The organism is Tenacibaculum sp. Bg11-29 (genome assembly GCF_002836595.1).
Lineage (GTDB): Bacteria > Bacteroidota > Bacteroidia > Flavobacteriales > Flavobacteriaceae > Polaribacter.
This window is the reverse complement of the sequence record NZ_PJBB01000003.1, coordinates 1385577-1406653: the sequence shown is the minus strand read 5'-3', so window position 1 is coordinate 1406653 and position 21077 is coordinate 1385577. Positions and strand designations below refer to the sequence as shown.

The window sequence follows — 21077 nt, the reverse complement described above, 5'->3', positions numbered from 1 at the left end:
ACGTTGTACTATATAAACCAGTTCCAAACAATTCCAAAACGAATTACAAAATCTCTATAAGGGTAATTAGGTGCCGATAAATAATTCTTTTTCAAGAAAAAAGAACTCACGTTATCTGCTTTAAAGTAGATACGTGTTCTACGCACTCTTGCGTTGAAAAACAAATCAATGGTTGGATAACCAACTTCCGTATCGTTTTGCAATCTAAATTCTGCTAATAACGGATTGTAAGCATTCGCTTTATACTTTGAAAAATAATTAAACGTAGCCCCTATTTGTACAAATAATGGATCTCCTTTAAACCAGCTATCAGAATAATACAATGTATTTCTTGTTACAAATTCTGGCACTCTAAAAACACTATTCCCACTCGCTACTTTTTGGTACATCAATGTATTATCTAATGCAAACTTCCCAAAAGTAAATTCTTTTGACATTTTTGCTTTTAAGTAATTAACACTTCCTGAAAATTGTTTCGGTAAACTATTAGTATCAAAATACGTGTAATTATTAATATTTGTAATATCTACTGATGCATTTCCCCATTTAGACTCTATAACTCCTCCTAAGTTTCTAGTTCCTATTGATGCAAAATCATTTTCCCAATTATAGGTATTGTAATTACTTTGATGTAGTAAAAAATTAAAATTTGGTGATTTATTGTTAATCTCTAATCGAGCTTTCACCGTAAATAAACTATCTTTTTTATAAAAAGCTTCTGCCTTAATATTGTTTCCAGATAACCTCCCGCTACCAGGTGTTATATTTGCTGATGCATTTATATAAAAGTTTTTTATTTTCCCATTCCAATCTGCTCCAAACGAAACAGCGCTACCTTTTAGCTTATTTTTTGTTATACCTACTAAACTATTTTGTAAGTTTTCATATCCATAATTATAAGTAGTATATCCCGTCTTTACTCTAAATTTACCTAATACATATTTCGAATTAAAATCTAAAAATACCTGATTATTATATAATAAGAAATCTGTTTTATTATTTACTGCTCCTGTAAAATTCGCTGCTCCAAAAACAGCTGTTGTTCCTGCTGTTTCGGTAAAACGATAAGATTTAGAATCTCTTGTAAAAGAGTGACCTAGTTTGAGGTTTGAGAAATCTTTAGTATGCAAACTATCTTTTACTGACACTAGTTTAAAAGTATGCTCAAAATACAATCTTTTTCCATCAAGAGTATTCTCTGCATCATTTAAATTAATATCCAATCGACCTCTGTTTCCACTAAAATTAGGATCATCATTAAGAAAAGCGATTAAAGAATCGTCTGTTAACCCTCCGTTTTCTTGATTTAAAAAATCTTGATTCACTGCCTGACCTCTTATCTCATATTGCCCCTTTGGACTTTCATACCTAAAACTCATTCTAAAGTTACCTGAACTCGCTAATGAACGCCTGTAAGCACCTAATGAACGAAGTCCTTTATAAGAAAGCCCCACATTAAATCTTTTCGAAAAATTTGTTGTAAATAAAATATCTAAAGCTTGTCCTTGCTCTAAACCTGTTCTATAAAAAGCTTCTGTTGTTGGTGTAGGTACATGATAATAATCTATATCCTCAATTTCAAAAAAACCAAATTGTTTTGCTCGAAATCCAATATCAGGAAACTGAGGTATATTACTAAAATCGTAACCTAAGTTATTAAATGTTTGCCCTTGGTTATGAAACGGTAATAGTTCAAAATTATCTTTTCTTAAAAAATTAAACTTATAATGTTTTTTTAAAGTAAGCGTAGTATCAACAATTGTAGTATCATTTTTAAATGATATTATTTTATAATCAGTATACTTTGTTTTTCCACTAAGTTTTACATTAATTTCATTATCAGATATCGAATCTAAACCTTGATTCAAACCACCTCTATTAAAATTCCCAAACCCGCTATCTAATTGTCTTATTTGAGAAAAAAGTGTTTGAATACTTATCAAACAAAAAAACACTAAAAAACTTTTCTTCATGGTTACAAAAGTAAAATAATTAAACGAAACCGATACGACCAAACCAATATAAACCTATGTTAAAGTATATAATCAGTTCTATTTAACATCGCTTTCTTATTTCTCAAAAAAACTATGAATAATTTCTATGAAAACTGTTAATTTGTAAAATGTTGAAATTTAACTATAGTGGATGTGTATTAGAAGCAGGAACTGACGAAGCAGGCAGAGGTTGTTTATCTGGCCCAGTAGTCGCTGCTGCTGTTATTTTACCTAAAAACTTTAAGCATGATTTATTAAATGATTCTAAACAGCTTTCAGAAAAAAAACGTCAAGAATTACGCCCATATATCGAAGAACATGCCTTAGCCTATGGTGTTGCCTTTGTAAACCATGAAGAAGTTGACGAGATAAATGTTTTACAAGCCTCAATAACTGGCATGCATCGGGCTATTGAACAACTTTCTATACAACCTAAATTTATTATTGTTGATGGCAATAAATTTAAACCTTACAAGGAAACACCTCACGAAACTATTGTAAAAGGTGATGCCAAATACATGAGTATTGCAGCTGCATCCGTTTTAGCAAAAACATATAGAGATGAGTACATGGAGAAAATTCATAAAGAATACCCTCAATATAACTGGAAAAAGAATAAAGGCTATCCTACCAAAGAACACAGAAATGCTATTCGAGAATTTGGTATAACTCCGTATCATCGCAAGACTTTTAAATTACTTCCAGAACAATTTAAATTAAAACTTTAGTTTCTCTATTTTTGTCTTCCAATATTTTAGAAAATGATTAAAAGAACACGTGCAGAAATCAGCAAATGTATTATTCATAAAGTTGCTAATAAATATAATAGCGGACAAAATGCTTTCTCTGAAAGCTTAGTTCGTTTTGATGAAGAAAGCTACGAATTATTAATGCCTTTTTTATTAAAAAACTTTGGAACAGTTACTCAAAGTTATCGTTTCAACCATCATGCTGATGTTCGTTTAAACGAAATTAACAAGTATACTTCTGATATTTTTGAAGACGAAAATACATTTATCGAGCATTCTAAAAACATTGTAAATCATTTATATGAGCAATCGAATTCTGCCAATATAAAAACAGGCGATGTACTTATTGTTTATTTTGAAGGTATTGAATACAAAGATGTATTAACAGAGGCCGTTGGTATTTTTAAGATTGAAAGTAAAGTTGATTTTCTTCAAACATACTTAGATGAGGATAGTTTTGATGTAGTAGTTCAAAAAGGAATTTCTACTAAAAAATTAGATAAAGGTTGTTTAATTGTAAATTCGTCAGATACTGAGGGAACTGTAATACTATCTGTAGATAATAACCAATACGATGCGCAATATTGGATTAAGAATTTTTTAAACGCTAAATTTGCTGACGATCGTAATTTGCATACGCAAAACTATTTAGAGATGTGTAAAGATTTCTCTGAAGAAATTATTAAACCTGAGTTTGGAAAACAAGAACAAAGTAACTTTTTAGCAAACACTGTTGATTACTTTAAAGAAAATGAAAGTGTAGATTATCATGGTTTTAAAGAAGAAGTTTTTGAGGATGAAAAACACCAAGGAATGTTTGAAGATTACAAAAAACATTTTGAAGGTTTAAACGATGTTTTAATCCGAAATAATTTTGAAGTATCAGATGCTGTACTAAAAAAAGAAAAAAGCAAGTTTAAAACAGAAATTAAACTTGACACAAATATTCAAATTAAAATTGATGTAGATGCTCCTGATGCCTCTTCTGACTACTTAGAGCAAGGATATGATGAAGATAAAAAAATGAAGTATTATAAAGTATTTTATAATACTGAAAAATAATTTTTCAGTATTATAGTTGCAAAAAGGTCAAAGTATTTAATACTTTGACCTTTTTATATTATTAAAAATAGTGATATAAAATCACTTTAAATGATATTTTTCTTTATCTAAGTTTCTTAACCTTTTTAGATAAATCACTACTCTTTTTCTGCCATTTTCTTCACGTAATCTGTAATAATTACAATTTGAGTAGGCCCTACCTTACCTTCAATATAATTAGCATTTTCATGATCTAAAGAAATTCTACGAACTGCAGTACCTTGCTTAGCAACCATACTTGATCCTTTTACTTTTAAATCTTTAATTAACACTACAGAATCTCCAGCCTGTAAAATAGCTCCGTTAGCATCTCTGTGAATTATTTTTTCACTTTCATCTAAATGATCTCCACTTTCTTTAGCAAAACGTAAATCATCATCTTCTAAATACATCATGTCTAATAAATCTTGCGGCCAACCTTCTTTACGAAGTCTAGATAACATTCTCCAAGCAACAACCTTTACAGCTCTGTACTCACTCCACATACTATCATTTAAACAACGCCAGTGATTAACTTCTGTTTTTTCTACATCTTCAATTTGCTCAACACAAGTATCACAAGCTAATAAGCTTCCGTCAACACCACTAATTGGCATCGGTTTAACTTCATAAATTGATAAATTATCTTTTGAAGCACATAGCTCGCATTGATTTCCACTTCTATCTTCCAACTCTTGTAATAAACTCATTTTTTTACGCTATAAATTAAGGTTTGTAAAAATACATTTTTCTTTTATCTTTATTTGGTATATTAAGAAAGCAAACAACTAATTACTGGAAATACACAAGGAAGTGACTTTTCTTTTCAGCTACAAAAACAACTTCAATTGAAAAAACTGAAACTTTTTAAAAAATTACTTTCTTAAAAAATAGGTAAAACACTGGATTTCAACCAACCTTAAAAGAACAACAAACAATAAATTAACACGACATCTTTTCTATGAAAAAAGGCACACAATTAAGGTTTATCTAAAATATAATAAATTATAGGGAATTCAAAAAAATAACGTAAGCTCCTAAAAAACACCAAAATAAATCAGTTCAGAATCGTCCAATTCAGAAGTTTTCGGACTCCTAATGTAATTTATCTTTATATATTTAGGTATAACTAACTAAACTATCCCCCCGGTGTATGAAAAAACCTTGCTGCCTTTTAAAAGACAGCAAGGTTTTTTTTAAAATTTCATAAAATGTTTAGCTCTTATTTTGCTTTTTTATAGCAAAAACAGTAATTAAAAACTACTCTTCAAAATATAGTTCAATTAATCCTATTGGAGCCTCAACTTCTATTCTTTTATTTTCTCGGTCTACTTTCTTAATAAAATCATCAATCATGGGAATAAAAATTTCTTTATCTCCATTTTCAATCTCAAACAAAGGCTGCGCAGCTTTATCATTTATGTAAGCTAAAGTCCCTACTTCGCCAAAATTTACATCAACAATAGTAAAACCAATAACCTCATGATAATAAAACTTATTTCCCGAAAGTTTTGGCAACAAATTTAAAGGTAAGTAAATTCCCGATCGCATGATGGCATCTGCATCAGCTTCAGAATCTACGTCTTCAAATTTTACGCGAAACATAGTACTTTTACTTAATGAAGATTTTTCAATAAAAAAAGGAACCAGATTATTGCCTAAATCGACAAAAACTGATTCCAAATTTTCGTAAAGATCAGGTTCATCGGTATCTAACTTAATAACTACCTCCCCCTTAAAACTATGTTTTTTAACGATTTTGCCAAGATAAAAGCAATCTTCTTTTTGCATCATCATTATAGTCCAGTTTTTATTCTTCGCTATCTGCTCCTTTTTCAGCAACAACTTCCTCTGTATCTTCTACAACAGGTTTGTTAGCTTCAATACGAGCTGCGTTTACAGCTTTTTCTGCTTCAATTGCTTTTGCTTTTGCATCTGCTTCAGCTTTTGCTAAACCTTCAACTTTACCAGCAACCTCACCAGTTTTCCCTTCTAACCAAGCAGCAAATTTAGTTTCAGCTTGCTCTTCTGTTAAAGCACCTTTTTTAACTCCACCAGCTAAGTGATTCTTCAATAAAACTCCCTTATAAGATAAGATCGTTCTTGCAGTATCAGTTGGTTGAGCTCCTTTTTGTAACCATTCTACAGCTGTATCAACATTTAAGTCAATAGTTGCAGGGTTTGTGTTAGGGTTGTACGTTCCGATTTTCTCTAAGAAACGTCCATCTCTTTTTGATCTTGAATCAGCAGCTACTACCCAGTAAAAAGGTTTTCCTTTCTTACCGTGTCTTTGTAATCTAATTTTTACAGGCATAATTTTAATTTTTAAGGTACGCGACCTTGATTATTAACAAATCTTATCATCTCGTGATAAGTGGCGGCAAAAATACAAAACCTTTTTCAACTAGAAAGTAAAAAAGAACATTATTGCAACAAAAAAACAACTGAAACACAAGGCTTTAAGAAAACAAGCTAAAACATCAAAACATCACCTTTCATTTACTTCATCAAGTTTACATAATACACCTACAAAACATTCTATACTTACACTTAACTTAAAAACATTTCGCCCATTTAAAAACTAACATCTGTATATCAATTCTATCATCTAACTAAAGTAACCTCGTTAATAACTTCTGCTAAAAACACCGTAAATTCTTCGTATTTTTACACTTTGTTTTTATCTAAACACCTCAACAAAATATTCTAGATGTATTTAATTTTTGATACTGAAACTACCGGATTACCTAAAAGTTGGAACGCTCCAATTACTGACACTAATAATTGGCCTAGAGCTACACAAATTGCTTGGCAATTACATGATGAATTAGGTAATTTAATTGAACATAATGATTTTCTTATTAAACCAGACGGATTTAATATTCCGTATGATGCAGAAAGAATTCATGGTATTTCTACAGATTTAGCAAAAGAACAAGGAATTGAACTTTCTGAGGGTTTAGCTTTATTTAATGAAGCATTAGGTAAAACAAAATTCATCGTTGGTCAAAATCTTGCTTTTGATATTAACATTATGGGATGTGAATTCCATCGTTTAGGTGTTGAGAATGATTTAACCGAATTACCTATTTTAGATACCTGTACAGAGCATACGGCTAAAATGTGTCAAATTCCTGGTGGTCGTGGCGGTAAATTTAAGCTACCCACATTAACAGAATTACACAATCATCTTTTTGGAATTGGTTTTGGTGATGCACACAATGCAACTGCCGATGTAGAAGCAACCACTAGATGTTTCTTAGAATTAATTCGTTTACGTCAGTTTACCAAAGAGCAACTTGATGTTTCTGATGATTTCTTTGATAAATATACAGAAAACAACCCAAGTGCAATTCAAGTAATTGGTTTAGATCACTTAAATCTTAAAAGAGAAAGCGAAAAGATTCGCAATAGAATTGAGAAAGCAAAAGGTGTAAAAACAACAATAAATACCAATGAGAGTTTAGCAGAATTAGAAAATATTAAGTTTGCACACCTTCATAATCATACACAATATTCAGTATTACAATCAACCATACAAATTGGTAACATTGTAAAAGCTGCCGCAAAAGATAATATGTCGGCAGTTGCAATGACAGATACTGGAAATATGATGGCTGCTTTTCATTTTGTACAAGCTATTATAAATCATAATAAAGCTGTTGAAGCTGCCAATAAAGAAGCTATTGAGAAAGGTGAAGAACCTACTCAAGAAATATTAAAACCTATTGTTGGGTGTGAGTTTAATATCTGTGAAGATCATTTAAATAAAAGTCAAAAAGACAACGGATACCAAGTTGTATTACTTGCTAAAAATAAAAAGGGATATCACAACTTAGCGAAAATGTCTTCTATCGCTTTTGTTGATGGGTTTTACTACATCCCTAGAATCGATAAAAAAGTAGTTGAACAATATAAAGAAGATATCATTGTGCTTACCGGAAGTTTGTATGGTGAAGTTCCTAGTAAAATTTTAAATGTTGGTGAAGCACAAGCAGAAGAAGCTCTGCTTTGGTGGAAAGAACAATTTGGGGCAGATTTATATATTGAATTAATGCGCCACAACCAAGATGATGAAAGAGTCGTTAACGAAACGCTGTTAAAATTTTCCAAAGAACACAATATAAAAACAGTAGCTTCAAACAATACTTTTTACCTAAGTCAAGAAGATGCAAATGCGCACGATATTCTATTGTGTGTAAAAGATGGAGAAAAACAAGCAACACCAAAAGGAAGAGGAAGAGGTTATCGTTATGGTTTACCAAACGACCAATATTACTTTAAATCTTCTGAGGAAATGAAAACATTGTTTGCTGATCTTCCTGAAGCAATTATTAACATTCAAGAAATTGTAGATAAAATTGAACCTTATACATTAGCTCGTGATGTTTTATTACCTGCTTTTGATATTCCTGATGAGTTTAAAGATAAAAAAGATGAAGAAGATAAAGGAAAACGAGGTGAAAATAACTTCTTACGTCATTTAACATACGTAGGTGCAAAAAAACGATATGGTGAAATAACCGATAGTATTCGTGAACGTTTAGATTTTGAATTATCTGTAATTGAAAAAACTGGATATCCAGGGTATTTCTTAATTGTAGAAGATTTTATTAGAGAGGCTAGAAACATGGATGTTGCTGTTGGTCCTGGACGTGGATCTGCAGCCGGTTCAGTAGTTGCTTACTGTTTATGGATTACCAATATAGATCCTATTAAATACGATTTACTTTTTGAGCGTTTTTTAAATCCTGAACGTGTATCGATGCCCGATATTGATATTGATTTTGATGATGAAGGTCGTGGTAGAGTAATGGATTATGTAATTAATAAATATGGCGCAAATCAAGTAGCACAAATTATTACGTATGGTACAATGGCTGCAAAATCTTCTATTAGAGATACAGCCCGTGTATTAGATTTGCCTCTTTTTGAAGCTGATAGAATTGCCAAGTTAATTCCGGGAATGAAGCTGAAGAAAATATTTTCTTTGGACGATAAACAACTAAAAGAAAAACTTCGAGCTGAAGAAATTGAATTAGTAAATGAACTTAAAAGACTTTCTAACGGATCTGATTTAATGGCAGAAACCATTAATAAAGCTCGAATTTTAGAAGGCTCTGTTCGTAATACAGGTATTCATGCCTGTGGAGTAATTATTACACCAGATGATATTACAAAGTTCGTACCTGTTGCGCTTGCAAAAGATTCTGACATGTATGTTACCCAGTTCGACAACTCGGTTGTTGAAGATGCTGGTTTACTAAAAATGGATTTCTTGGGGTTAAAAACATTAACCTTAATTAAAGATACCGTTAAAATTGTAAAGGCTAGACACGATGTTCTTTTAGATCCTGAAAACTTTCCGCTTGATGACGTAAAAACCTACGAGCTATTTCAAAGAGGAGAAACTGTTGGTATTTTTCAATATGAATCTCCCGGAATGCAAAAACACATGAGATCTTTAAAACCAACTGTTTTTGAAGATTTAATTGCAATGAATGCCTTGTATCGTCCAGGACCAATGGAATATATTCCTTCTTTTATTCGCAGAAAACACGGAGACGAAGAAATTGAATACGATTTACCTGCAATGGAAGAATACCTTGCTGAAACATATGGAATTACCGTATACCAAGAGCAAGTAATGTTACTATCGCAAAAATTAGCAGATTTTACCAAAGGTGAAGCCGATGTACTGCGTAAGGCAATGGGGAAAAAACAAATTTCGGTTCTAGATAAAATGAAACCTAAGTTTGTTAAACAAGCAAGTGCAAACGGACATGACGCTAAAAAATTAGAAAAAATTTGGACAGACTGGGAGGCATTCGCTTCTTATGCCTTTAACAAATCTCACTCTACATGTTATGCTTGGATTGCCTATCAGACAGCTTATTTAAAAGCACATTATCCTGCGGAATACATGGCTGCAGTGCTTTCTAACAACATGAATGATATAAAATCGGTATCATTTTTTATGGAAGAATGTAAACGATCTGGAATTACTGTTTTAGGACCAGATGTAAACGAATCGTTTTCTAAATTCTCTGTAAATAAAGAAGGTGCCATTCGTTTTGGAATGGCTGCTATTAAAGGAGTTGGTGGTCTTGCTGTTAAAGCGATTATTAATGAACGTGAAGAAAACGGTCATTTTTCTTCTGTTTTTGATATGGCAAAACGTGTTGATTTACGAGTTGCAAACAAGAAGGCTTTTGAAGGTTTAATTTTAGCTGGTGGTTTCGATTCTTTTTCAAATACACACAGAGCTCAATATTTTGTGGAAGATGAAAAAAATCAAAAGTTTATAGAAAAAGCAATGCGCTTTGGTAATAAACATCAAGAAAATCAGAATTCGTCTCAAGTTTCATTATTTGGAGGAGCTTCTGAAGAAGAAATGCCTGAACCAATTATTCCTATTTGCGATACTTGGGGTACTATGGAGTTATTAGGAAAAGAAAAAGAGGTGGTTGGTATCTACATTTCTGCACACCCTTTAGATGATTTTAAAAACGAATTAAAATTCTGTAACGCTGCACTATCTGCTTATAACGATTTACCTAAGCATGAAGGAATGGCATTGTCTTTTGGAGGGATTGTTACCGATGTACAACACCGAGTTTCGAAAGCAGGAAAAGGGTGGGCAACTTTCTTTATTGAAGATTATACTGAAAATTTCGAGTTTAGAATTTTTGGCGAGGAATATTTAAAATTTAAACACTTCTTAGTCCCTAACTCTTTCTTGTTCGTAAAGACAATGGTAAAACCTGGATGGACCAATAAAGAAGGTGTAAAAGGAGACCCAAGAGTTAGTTTTACTGACTTTTTATTACTGCATGACATTATGGATAAAATGTGCAAGAAAATCACCATGAAAATGCACTTAAAAGAAGTAAACGAAAACAGAATTAAAGACTTGCAACATTTATTCGCAACCAATAGAGGTTCTCAAAATTTACATTTTACTATTTGGGATGCAGAAGAAAAAATAGAATTAAGCTTACCTAGTAGAAATACAAAAATTAAAATTTCTAATGAATTTTTAAAAACGTTAGAGGAGCAACATATTAATTATAAACTAAATTAAAAAACTTTTAAAAAAGTTTTTTAATTTAGTTTCTTAAGACTATTATTTTGCTAAATTATAAGTGAGCCCTATAAAAAGCCCACCTTTATAAACATCATTATATTTAAGATCTATATCATTAGTATTAACAAATTTTAAATCTGTGTCTAAATTACTTCTATCTAAAGTTTTTACACTAGTTAGTGAGTACCCCATTGAAATTACTAATCGATTTTTTTCTGTAAACAAGAACGAAACCCCACTATAAAAACCTAAATTCCCATTCGAATTCACACTTAAACCTGCTGATAATGCTGGTTGAAAACCATCGATACAATCAAAATACGCATGTATTAACCCTCCTAAGGCATGATTTATTTTATTTTTTTCTGACTCTTTAACTCCAATAATTCCAGATGTATCTTTTTTATATGAAAAACTTTCATCTCTTTTAAAGTTTAATAGATATCCTGAACTAAAATTCACCTTCCATTTATATCTCGTTTTTATTTGCAACGGATTAAAAGAATAGACTTCTTTACCTTTAGCGTCTAGTAACTTTGGCGTTAATGTAACTACATCTTCTAATAATTGATGCGCTTTTGTGAATACTTCATATTTTTCATTTTGTATTTTTTTATATAAACCTACTCCTATAGATACCTTTTTCTTAATTAACTTCTGAGTTTCTGGTTTAGCTATTGAATCTCTCAACTTACTAGCGTATGTCATTTCTTCTTCGAATAATTTTTTTCTATCAATTTTAATATTAGCCTCCACTACTTTAAGTACCGTTTTTTTATCAGCACCCTTTAACTCTCCATTTAATTTAAATTCTTCCTTTTCTAATGTTTTATTAATCAAGTTATAATTAAACTTCATTAAACTATAGTTTTCTAATAACTTACTAATAGTATTATCTACTTCTTTTAAGTTATCTAAAACACTTTTACCTTCAAATACTACGTTATAATATGCCTTTGTATTCTTTTTTAAAAAAGTTACGTCTCTTATAAAAATTGAATCTTTTAATTCTGTTTTTAGCTGTTCTTCTAAAGAGAGGAAATTATTTATTTTTTGGAGATTTCTTATAAAATTATTTTTATATTTTATAAAATTATGTTGAGATGCAATTATTTTTTTTAGGCTATCATTTAGTCGTAAACATTCAATTAATTTAACCTTTCGTTTCTTTCGTTTTGATCTCTCCTCTGTTTTATCTAATCCCTCTTCCTCTTCTATCCCCCCCTCAGTTTCCTTAAATATTTTCGGAATTTCAAATACAGAAGTTTCACTCGTGCTACTTACCCCTCCTGTTAACTTAAACACATTAACGTTTGTTATTTTAAACTTTACCGTATTACCATAACGATTATTTTTTAGAGGATACTTGTTTGCCCCAAAAGGATTTATTACTATAATACTATCCTTTTTTTGAGAGTAAAGCGTAAAAGTTGTAAATACAACTATGAAAATTATAATTTTGTTCATGACAATAGTTTTATTAGTTAGTTATTGTCAAAATTAAGTGCCAAAAGCACCTTTTTTAATACCCATATATAGGTAATTAAGTTTCTTAATTTTAGGATTCAATCCTACATAAAAAACAACGATCTTTTATAAATTTAAAACAGTACTAATTACAGTATCTAAATCATACTTATCAGAAAAATTACCTAACCATAATTCAGTTTCATTATGATCTAAAAAACTATTAAGAGCTTCTCTAGCAGCAATACGGTTTTGCTGTGGCAAATCTTCAATAACTTCGGTTAAATTATTTAAAAGATGTATAGGTGTTCTTTTTTCTTCACAAAGTTTAAATGCTATTTTACCAGTTATATCTAAAAATTTTATATAATTAACTTTGGTACTTATTGGAGTATTAATTCCTAATTTATTAAAGACCTCTTTTACAGTACCTGCTGTTTGTCTACCCCAAATACCATCTACTAAAATTTCTTCTTTATAAATATGTTTTAAGACTAATTGCACATAAAGTGTTTCTGATTTTGAGCTTTCATTATAATCAACAGGTACACTTGTATCTATGTGCCAATGGTCTTTATGATTTGGGTAATGATAGTTTAATACAATTCCAAAATGTTTTCTTAAAAAAGATTCTATACCTAAATACAATTCTTTTTGATGTACAAAGTTCATCGTAATTAAGGTTTCCTCTTCCCAAAAAACAGCATCTAAATCAAATGCTTTTCCATGACTATGTTGCCCTGGTTTATTAACAAATATTCCTGCTGTTGTTATTATTTCTGGTACTCCTAACGGGCAGTGTTCAAAAACTTCTTGTAAAGCTTTTTCAAGTGTTATTAAGAAGGCTTCATCAACTAAAAAATTACGTTGTTCGCCTTTGCTACCATAAGGATGGTTTATTAATCTTGCATAATGTAAAGGAATTCCGTTAATGCTATTTATCGATTTCATAATTGTTATATGTTTATATTAATGGTTTTTCCTTCTTTACTATACTCTCGCTTTATACCTTCTAAAAGATATTGCCTTTGTATTTCTTCTTTATGGTTAGCTATTGTTTTTAAACAAGCATACTGAATAACATTTACAATATTTGCTCCTGTAATACTGTATTTTTTAGCAAGTTCTTCAGTGGTTATAGAGGTTTCTAACAGAATATTTTTTGGTAAGTTTTTTTTCCACAATAAAATTCTCTCTTCATATCCTGGTGCCTCAAATTCTATAATATTATGGAATCGTCTTGTAAAGGCTGAGTCTATATTGTTTCTAAAATTTGATGCTAAGATTATTAATCCTGGGTGTGCTTCTATCCGCTGTAGTAAATAAGAAACTTCTTGATTTGCATATTTATCATGTGCATCTCTAACACTTGTACGTTTTCCGAAAATAGCATCTGCTTCATCGAAAAAAAGAATCCAATTTTGATTTATAGATTTATCAAATAATTTAGATAAGTTTTTTTCTGTTTCACCAATAAATTTTGATACAACCATAGATAAATCTACTCGATATACATCTTTACCCGTATATTTCCCTAACAAACCAGCAGTTAATGTTTTTCCTGTTCCTGGCAATCCACAGAATAACACACGGTAACCTGGTTTTATTTTAGCCTTCATACCCCAATCATTCATCAATGTATCTTTATACGCTAACCAATTCTCTATTTCTTTAACATCTTCTAACGTTTTTGTATTCAATACCAAATCTTCCCATTCTAAATCAGTTGAAATTAAACTTGCAGGAAAATCTTGACTCATTTGTGGTTTTAACTCTTTTCCTGTTAAAAATAAATGAACATATTCTTCTGCTAGAATTAGTTTTCCGCTCATAAAAGGTTCACCATAAGCAACCTTTTCTAACTCTATAACTCCTTTTTCAAATAAAACGCTTTCATGTAAAATAAAATTCAACACCTTAGTACGTTCTTCGATAGCATTTCCTGCTAAAATATATAGAGCTGTTTCACCTGTGGGAATAATTCCTCTATGATTTTTTCCTTTCACACCACCAAACTCTGAAAAATCTCCTCCTTCAGGCAAAAATTCAGTAATTATACTATTTAGAAAACTTGGTGATATTTCAGGTACTATTGCTAATAACAATAGAACTTTATCTTCATTAGTTAACAGATGTTGATTCACATATAAAGCAACAGGAGAATCTTCATCTTCAAAATTTAAAATTATTTCTTGAAACTCTTCTTGATGAAGTTCAAAAGACAATCTATTATAGATATACTCTTTAAAAAGTGTAATTGCTTTTTTTAATCCCAATTCTTGTTCAACCTCAACTGCTATATTTCTCATATACTAATTGTAATTTTATATCGTATTTATTTTATTTGTAACCTAAATCATTATACATATATTCAAAATTTACCTATTCAAATAATGTTTTTAAGTTTAAATTCTCTAACTATCTGTATCTTTTCCAAAATATTCTGACACATATACTTTATATCCAAGTTTTATTAGTATTTCTTCTAGTATGTAAACTACTTATCCTTCTGAACGGTATTTTAATAGTTGTATATTTTTTAGTTTTTTGTTGTATTACTTTTTAATTCTTTAAATAAAATTGGTTCAAAATCTGAACCATAAGGAACTTCCTTTAAAATCAAAGGATTATCCTTACACTTCGAATAATAGTCTAATAACATTCCTCTACTATCTATAAGTCCACGAGTTACTGCTAAAAAATTTAAATAACTTTCAAAGAAAGTAACCCTTGAACTATTCCATACCACATAATAATCTAATAATTGAATGACTTTTGGTTCTTCTTTATTTTCATCTGGAACAAAAGCCATACAATTGGTATCACTAAATAAATCAAAAACAAATAATATTTTTCCAAAAGAATTTCCTTTGTAAGTATAATTTCCAAAGTGCATATAATCTTCCCCTTCATTTGATTTATCAAAATAATTTTGTTCATAGATAAATACATCTTCAAAAGGAAGAATATTTATACTTCCAATTTCTGCATCTTTATTAATGGAAAAATCAATATCTGGATAACTCTTTGATAACTCACTATATTCATCTATATCTGATGATATTTTATACTTGATAACCAAACCATTACATTGTTTATAAAATTCAAAAACAGATTCCATTTGTACTGTTTCAAAATAACCCAAACATTCATAAAGTTCTTCCTTTGTTTTTTCTATATCAACTAACCCTTCATTGATTTTGAAAGTTACTAACTCTAACAAAGGATGGTTTTGAATTTCATTTTTAATTTTTTTGAAAATTTTTATATAATCCATAAGTTTTTATTTATAATGTAAGCTTACCTGTATTTATTCTATTTACTGTGCTTACAGATAAACCTACTTCTTCTGCTATTCTAGATTGGCTTAATTTTGTTTCTAAAAGCTTCTTAACCTCAAGTATTTGGTTATAAGTTGCATTTGGTCTATCTGGTCTTGAGTTTGCTGAGTTTCGTTTTTTCTTACTCTCTTCTTTTTTCTTTTTTATAGCATCGTGATCTAATTCTTTTTTCAAGACATATTTTGATGCTTTTCTTTTAATATTATTTGGAGCCTCTTTATTCGTGAATTTCTGTCCTTTATTTGTTGGTTGAAGTTTATGATCAAGTGGCGTAGCATTAACTAAGAACTTAGTTGGCACATTATCTTCCGCGTCAACAATAGCTATCTTACTAGATAGTTCATTGTCAAGACGTTGTAGTGAAACATTATCATTTATTCCTGCTTTTTTCTTTTCATACTTATTTTCAATAGCTTCTTTTAAACTATCTCTATCAGATCTACCTTCATAAATCGCTTCTACTTTATATGAATAAATCATTGGAGAAGTTCCTTTATTTACGTTACCTTTTATTTTGCTCTCAATACTGTTATGAAATTTTTGATTTCCAGATTCTGACTGAGGAGATAAATTTTTAAAATCTTTCCCAGGCCCGTGTAATTCTTGACTTAATAGATGTCCGAGTACATAAAATCTTTTTGATGATGTTTTACTCTCATATCGATCTCCCAAATCACTTGATGCTAAAAGTTCGCTTTTAGCTCCAGTTCCATTAACACCTTTTTTAGTTAAAACATCTATTTTCATTGATGTTGCAAATCCTCCTGCTGACCTTCCTCCATAAACTGGTGGTGTAGATTCTGGAATTTCTCCTTGAGCTGACTCCATAAACACAGCTGTTTTTTGACTTAAAATGCTAAGTTGTTTCTCAAACTCTACAGAGTTTTTTTTCGTTTTAGTATCTGTCGCTGTTTTACTTGCTTTAAGTTTTTCTATTTCTTTTAATGCTTCTATAGCTGCATTTTTAGCAGCTTCTTTTTCTGATTTTTTAGGATCTGAAGTGGCTATTTTAAGATTAGTTACAAACTTTTTATAATCTTGTTCTTCACTGCTGACCATTAATCTTGATTTTTCTTTACTTCCTTTAAAATATAATTTATGTTTTTTACCATCTTTTGCTGTAAACTTCCTCTTCTTCTTCCACCATTGAAATAATCCTTTTACAACCCCCTTCACCTTCGCTTTCCCTTTCTTAACTAAACTCTTAAACTTCTTTTTAGCTTTCTTAATCATTTTTGTAACCGCACGATCGATACGTTTACGTACTTTTTTAATTATTTTCTGTACTTTTTTTACAAGTCCGCCAAGTCCAATTAATTTCGCAAAAAGACTTATAACAAGTGGTAATAACATTGCTAGTCCTTTTTCTATTGCTTTTGCAACACCTGCTACATTACCACTAGCTAACGATTTAATAGCTTGAATTAATGATGGAATTAACATGATTGCTGATTGTACAAAAAACACAATAAGATCTTTAATGGCCATAATAGCTTTTATAAACCCTGCTCCTGGAATTAATAAACTTAATAACCATTTTATACCAGCCTCTATTACTTGCGTAATTAACATGCTCTTTATAGATTCTATAATAGTTTCTTTAAGATCTGTAAACTGCTCTTTGATATATTCCCACATTCCAGAAACTCCTTTTTCTCTAATAATCTGAAACATTTCAAAGCCTTTTTCCATAGCAGCTACCATTGGCTCTCCCATGAGTAATACTGATTTTTTACGCACAAAACTCCATGACAAACCGAGTACTTGCATCACCAAACTAAAAATCCCCTTAAGACTAAATAGATTATCTGGAATAGTAATCCCTACTGGCCCCATAGCTCCTGTTAACCAAGTTACAAAACCACCTAACATGTGTTTTTGAATGTTGGCCATAAACATATCAATTCCTTTTCCTACACCTTCAAATAATGTAGCAACAAAACCTATAGGATCTTCCATAATAACATCCATAGCATTTTGAATTTCGGCTAATAATGTTGCTATTAAATCTCTCAGTTTTTTAATGGTTTCTATAATACCATTTATAAAACCTAGTGCTGCATCTATAAGCCCCCTATTTGCAGCTTTCATTTCTTCAATTCGAGCATCAACAGCATTTAAACCTTCCATATATTGCTCTGCTAAACTATCAACTAGTTCGTCTTGTTTGCTATTTACAGAATCTTCTAATTCGTCAAATTTATCATTGATTTCTTCTGCTGCTTCTTTCCCTAATTTTTGAAGATTTTGAGGCAACGATGTTACATATTCTTGTACTTCTTGCTTTCCTGTAGTTACTCTTGTTTTGGCTTCGGTTAACTTAGTTGCAACATATTCTGCTACTTTAGTTATTACCTTATCCATCGTATCTATATACTCTTTACGACCCGTAACAAAGAAATCATTTACTTCATCTGGCATCCCAGCAAACTTATCTTTAACCCATTTTAGCTTTCCTGATACACCACTATAACGCCTCGCTTTATAAGCGCTCATTTTAGAAGCTACATGACTTTCAAATTTCATTTTAGCGAGAGCAGTTCCTGCTTTAAAAACTGCTTTTACTTTTGTATCTAAATCAGTAAGTATTTTTTCAACAGCTGTTTTAGAGTTTTCATAAATTTTGTTTATTTCAGTTGCAATTCGGGTACGTTCTGAGGTATCTTTTCCTCCAGTTTTTGTTTGTGATCCTGTAACCTGGTTTAATAGTTTACCTCTATCTTGATGCATTTCTGCTAAACCTGTTTGCTCTTTCCCTGCTGCTCCAGCTTTCGCGTTTTGAAGTACTCCTTTTTCTTTTTGGCGTAATTGTCCTGGCGCAGTTGATGCATCTTTTTCAGCTTCATTTTTAGCGTCTAAACCTTGCGTAAAAGATGGCTCATTAGATTTTTCTAATTGTTCATCTGTTACTTTATTAGTTGTCATTTGTTGATCTACCTCAGCAACATTATCTTCAAGCGGTTTATTAACTTCTGCATTTCCCCGTTTAGGAGGCATTGCTTTTTTGGGATTTGCCGTTGCGGGTTTATTCCCTATTGGAGCCGCCGGTAATGGTGTTACTTCTCGTTGTGGTATTGCTCCTACATTTGGCTCTTGTTTAGATGTTTGTTCTACTGGTCCTGCCGCGGCTGTTTTTTCACTTTCTACATCTTGAGTTGCAGATTGATTTACCTCATCTATATTATTATTTTCATCAAAATCAGCAGCTTCATCCTGATTTTTTGGCAACTGCATTCCTTCAATACGCTCCATTAACTTCGCTTTAAAGTCCACTGCATTGAATGTTCCTGGTTCAGCTTCAGCCATTGCTTCAACCTGTCCAGATTGTGCCATACTCACACGCTCATTTTCTGGAGAAACCGCAGCACTTTGTGCTACTGATGCTGACGATTTTGAATCTTCGTGTTGTTGTTGTTCTTTTGATGTTTTTTTTAGTTTCCCTTCAAGTTTCTTAAAGTTTGGGTCTTCTTTTGGATTTCTTGGTGTTGTTTTTTCTGCTACCTTCTTACCTAAAGCTCCTTTCTCTTTTTCACCTGCCGGTTTTTGTTTTTCTCCTTTATTTTTAACGTCGATTAATCCTTTCTTATCTTTCCCTTTTGCTACCTCTTTTATTGTGTTTTCATCACTACTATTCTCTATGGTAACTTGTTTCGTATTTACTTCTTTTACAACTAATTCATCTCCACTTTCTTTCTCTTTTGAATTCTCCTTACCTTCTTCTTTTTGCTTCTTTTTAGAATTAGCTACCGTATCTAATCCTTTTGTTTGTGTTTTTGCTGCAAAGAATTTTGATGCTTCTTGAGTTTTCTTGTTTGTTTCTTGTTTCTTGTTTTTTGTAGCTTCTTGTTTATCTTCTGACTTTACAACTTTCAATTTAGGCTGTATAAAGCTATTCGACTTTGAGGCCGGTGATGAAGATGGTTTACTTGAATTATTTTGTTTAGCTACAAACATTTTTTATTTTATTTTAGGTATTGGAGGTATTAAACTTTTATCAATCAATGAAGGATCTTTTTCTATTTCTTTAAGCGTATTAGGATCCAAATAAATTCCTTTTTCATGTGCTGCATAGTTTTGTAGTCCTTCTATCATTGAGGTTCCATAAAATTCAAAAATTTCTGCTACAGCTTCATTTCCTTCATCGTAAGCTGAAGTAAAATTACCTTCCAATCCTTCTCCAGGTGATGGATTATTTACTACTTGACCTTGGGTATTCTGTATCGCATCGATATCATCTAATGCATCACCATAATGTGTAAATTCGTTTATTAAAACTTGATTTAAACTTATACTTATGGCATTTTTTTGCTCAGCTGTTGCATTAGGGTTCGACAATACTTCTTCATACTTCTCTACTAGTTTATAATTTAATTTAATTATATTCCCTTGATAAAAATATTCTCCATTTTGATTAGGATTCGAAAATTCTACTAATTCTATTTTAGGGCCATTCCCTTTTTCAAAATCAGTTGTTTCTTTAATTTTTTCAGGAGTTAAAATACCTACAGAATTTTTGAGTAATGCTGTTTTTATTTTTTCACTTCCTGTTAAATATTCTCCAAAATGATTATTCATGTAAGCATAGAAAAAAGGAAATGCTGTTTTATATTTTTCTAAAATGTTTTTATCTTTTTGATTATTCGCAGGAACTGCTGAATCGGGTTTTCTTTGAACTTTCTTTTGCACCATACCTTTTTGTTGAATGGTATGCGTTAACTCATGCGCTAATAAATGCTTTCCTTTATTAGAATTAGGATTGTACTTTCCTTTATTAAAATAAATATCGTTTCCATTTGTGAATGCCTGCGCTCCTATTTCTTGACTCATTTGAGATGCCCCCAAATCATTATGTATTTTTACATTATTAAAATCTGCACCAAAACTTGATTCCATTTCTTTTAACGTTTGAGCATCCATTTTTTGTCCTCCACTCCCTTTTCTTAATTTACCTTCAAAAGAGGGTTGTGATTTAGTCCTTGTTTTTGATTTCGTTTGTATTTCTTCCTCTTCTTTAGCTTGAACAGCCTCTTCTTCTTGTTTTTGAATCGTTTCTTCTTCCTCCTTTTTTTGAAGAGGTTGTTCTTCTTCTGAATTTTCCTTTTTTTGAATCAATGATGTTATTTCAGAAGCTAACGGTTTTTGCTGTACCTCATCTTCTCCTTTTTTTCTTTGTAATAAACCACCTTCATTTTTTTTACTAACCACTTTATCAGCCATTTTATCGGCTTCTACCTCGTGTTTATCTCCAGAACTTCCCATTTTCAACTTTGCTTGAATACTTGGTTTAAAAAAAGGCGTTTCTTTTTTTACGATTTGTGGCTGTAGTCTTCTTGTTCTTCGCTTCATTGTTTCCGTTTTT

At 30.9% G+C, this 21077-nt stretch carries 13 protein-coding genes; 3 read left to right on the top strand and 10 right to left on the bottom strand.

What is annotated here, in order from left to right:
- Positions 1 to 8: 8 nt before the first annotated feature.
- Entirely contained in the window at positions 9 to 1973 is a 1965-nt protein-coding gene (locus tag CXF68_RS06270; protein ID WP_101043478.1) for a putative porin, read from the bottom strand.
- A gap of 149 nt (positions 1974 to 2122) precedes the next feature.
- Between CXF68_RS06270 and CXF68_RS06265 the strand changes: the two genes are divergently transcribed.
- On the top strand, positions 2123 to 2722 hold the full coding sequence (locus CXF68_RS06265; RefSeq protein WP_101043477.1) for a ribonuclease HII: 600 nt from the start codon (positions 2123 to 2125) through the stop codon (positions 2720 to 2722).
- Between the two features lie 33 nt (positions 2723 to 2755).
- Entirely contained in the window at positions 2756 to 3805 is a 1050-nt protein-coding gene (locus tag CXF68_RS06260; protein WP_101043476.1) for a nucleoid-associated protein, read from the top strand.
- 137 nt (positions 3806 to 3942) lie between these two features.
- Here CXF68_RS06260 and CXF68_RS06255 read toward each other — a convergent pair whose 3' ends face one another.
- The 3 genes from CXF68_RS06255 to CXF68_RS06245 form a co-directional block, all read right to left on the bottom strand.
- Entirely contained in the window at positions 3943 to 4533 is a 591-nt protein-coding gene (locus CXF68_RS06255; RefSeq protein WP_101043475.1) for an alkylphosphonate utilization protein, read from the bottom strand.
- Between the two features lie 550 nt (positions 4534 to 5083).
- On the bottom strand, positions 5084 to 5614 hold the full coding sequence (gene rimM / locus CXF68_RS06250) for a ribosome maturation factor RimM (protein WP_101047380.1): 531 nt from the start codon (positions 5612 to 5614) through the stop codon (positions 5084 to 5086).
- 19 nt (positions 5615 to 5633) lie between these two features.
- Positions 5634 to 6137 (bottom strand): 30S ribosomal protein S16, encoded by a 504-nt coding sequence (locus tag CXF68_RS06245; RefSeq protein WP_101043474.1) that lies wholly within the window; start codon positions 6135 to 6137, stop codon positions 5634 to 5636.
- A 396-nt stretch (positions 6138 to 6533) separates the two neighbouring features.
- Here CXF68_RS06245 and dnaE point away from each other — a divergent pair, with 396 nt between their 5' ends.
- Positions 6534 to 10907, top strand: a complete 4374-nt coding sequence (gene dnaE / locus CXF68_RS06240; protein WP_101043473.1) for a DNA polymerase III subunit alpha — start codon at positions 6534 to 6536, stop codon at positions 10905 to 10907.
- A 42-nt stretch (positions 10908 to 10949) separates the two neighbouring features.
- Here the strand turns inward: dnaE and CXF68_RS06235 are convergent, their stop codons facing one another.
- The 6 genes from CXF68_RS06235 to CXF68_RS06210 form a co-directional block, all read right to left on the bottom strand.
- Complete coding sequence (locus tag CXF68_RS06235) at positions 10950 to 12377, bottom strand: hypothetical protein (RefSeq protein ID WP_101043472.1); 1428 nt, start codon at positions 12375 to 12377, stop codon at positions 10950 to 10952.
- A 126-nt stretch (positions 12378 to 12503) separates the two neighbouring features.
- Positions 12504 to 13328, bottom strand: a complete 825-nt coding sequence (locus CXF68_RS06230; RefSeq protein ID WP_101043471.1) for a hypothetical protein — start codon at positions 13326 to 13328, stop codon at positions 12504 to 12506.
- 5 nt (positions 13329 to 13333) lie between these two features.
- Complete coding sequence (locus tag CXF68_RS06225) at positions 13334 to 14686, bottom strand: ATP-binding protein (RefSeq protein WP_101043470.1); 1353 nt, start codon at positions 14684 to 14686, stop codon at positions 13334 to 13336.
- A gap of 230 nt (positions 14687 to 14916) precedes the next feature.
- Positions 14917 to 15654, bottom strand: a complete 738-nt coding sequence (locus CXF68_RS06220) for a hypothetical protein (protein ID WP_101043469.1) — start codon at positions 15652 to 15654, stop codon at positions 14917 to 14919.
- A 10-nt stretch (positions 15655 to 15664) separates the two neighbouring features.
- Positions 15665 to 19672: a hypothetical protein gene (locus CXF68_RS06215; protein ID WP_101043468.1), complete on the bottom strand. Its 4008-nt coding sequence runs from the start codon at positions 19670 to 19672 to the stop codon at positions 15665 to 15667.
- 3 nt (positions 19673 to 19675) lie between these two features.
- Positions 19676 to 21064, bottom strand: a complete 1389-nt coding sequence (locus CXF68_RS06210; RefSeq protein ID WP_101043467.1) for a DUF4157 domain-containing protein — start codon at positions 21062 to 21064, stop codon at positions 19676 to 19678.
- Positions 21065 to 21077 lie beyond the last annotated feature (13 nt).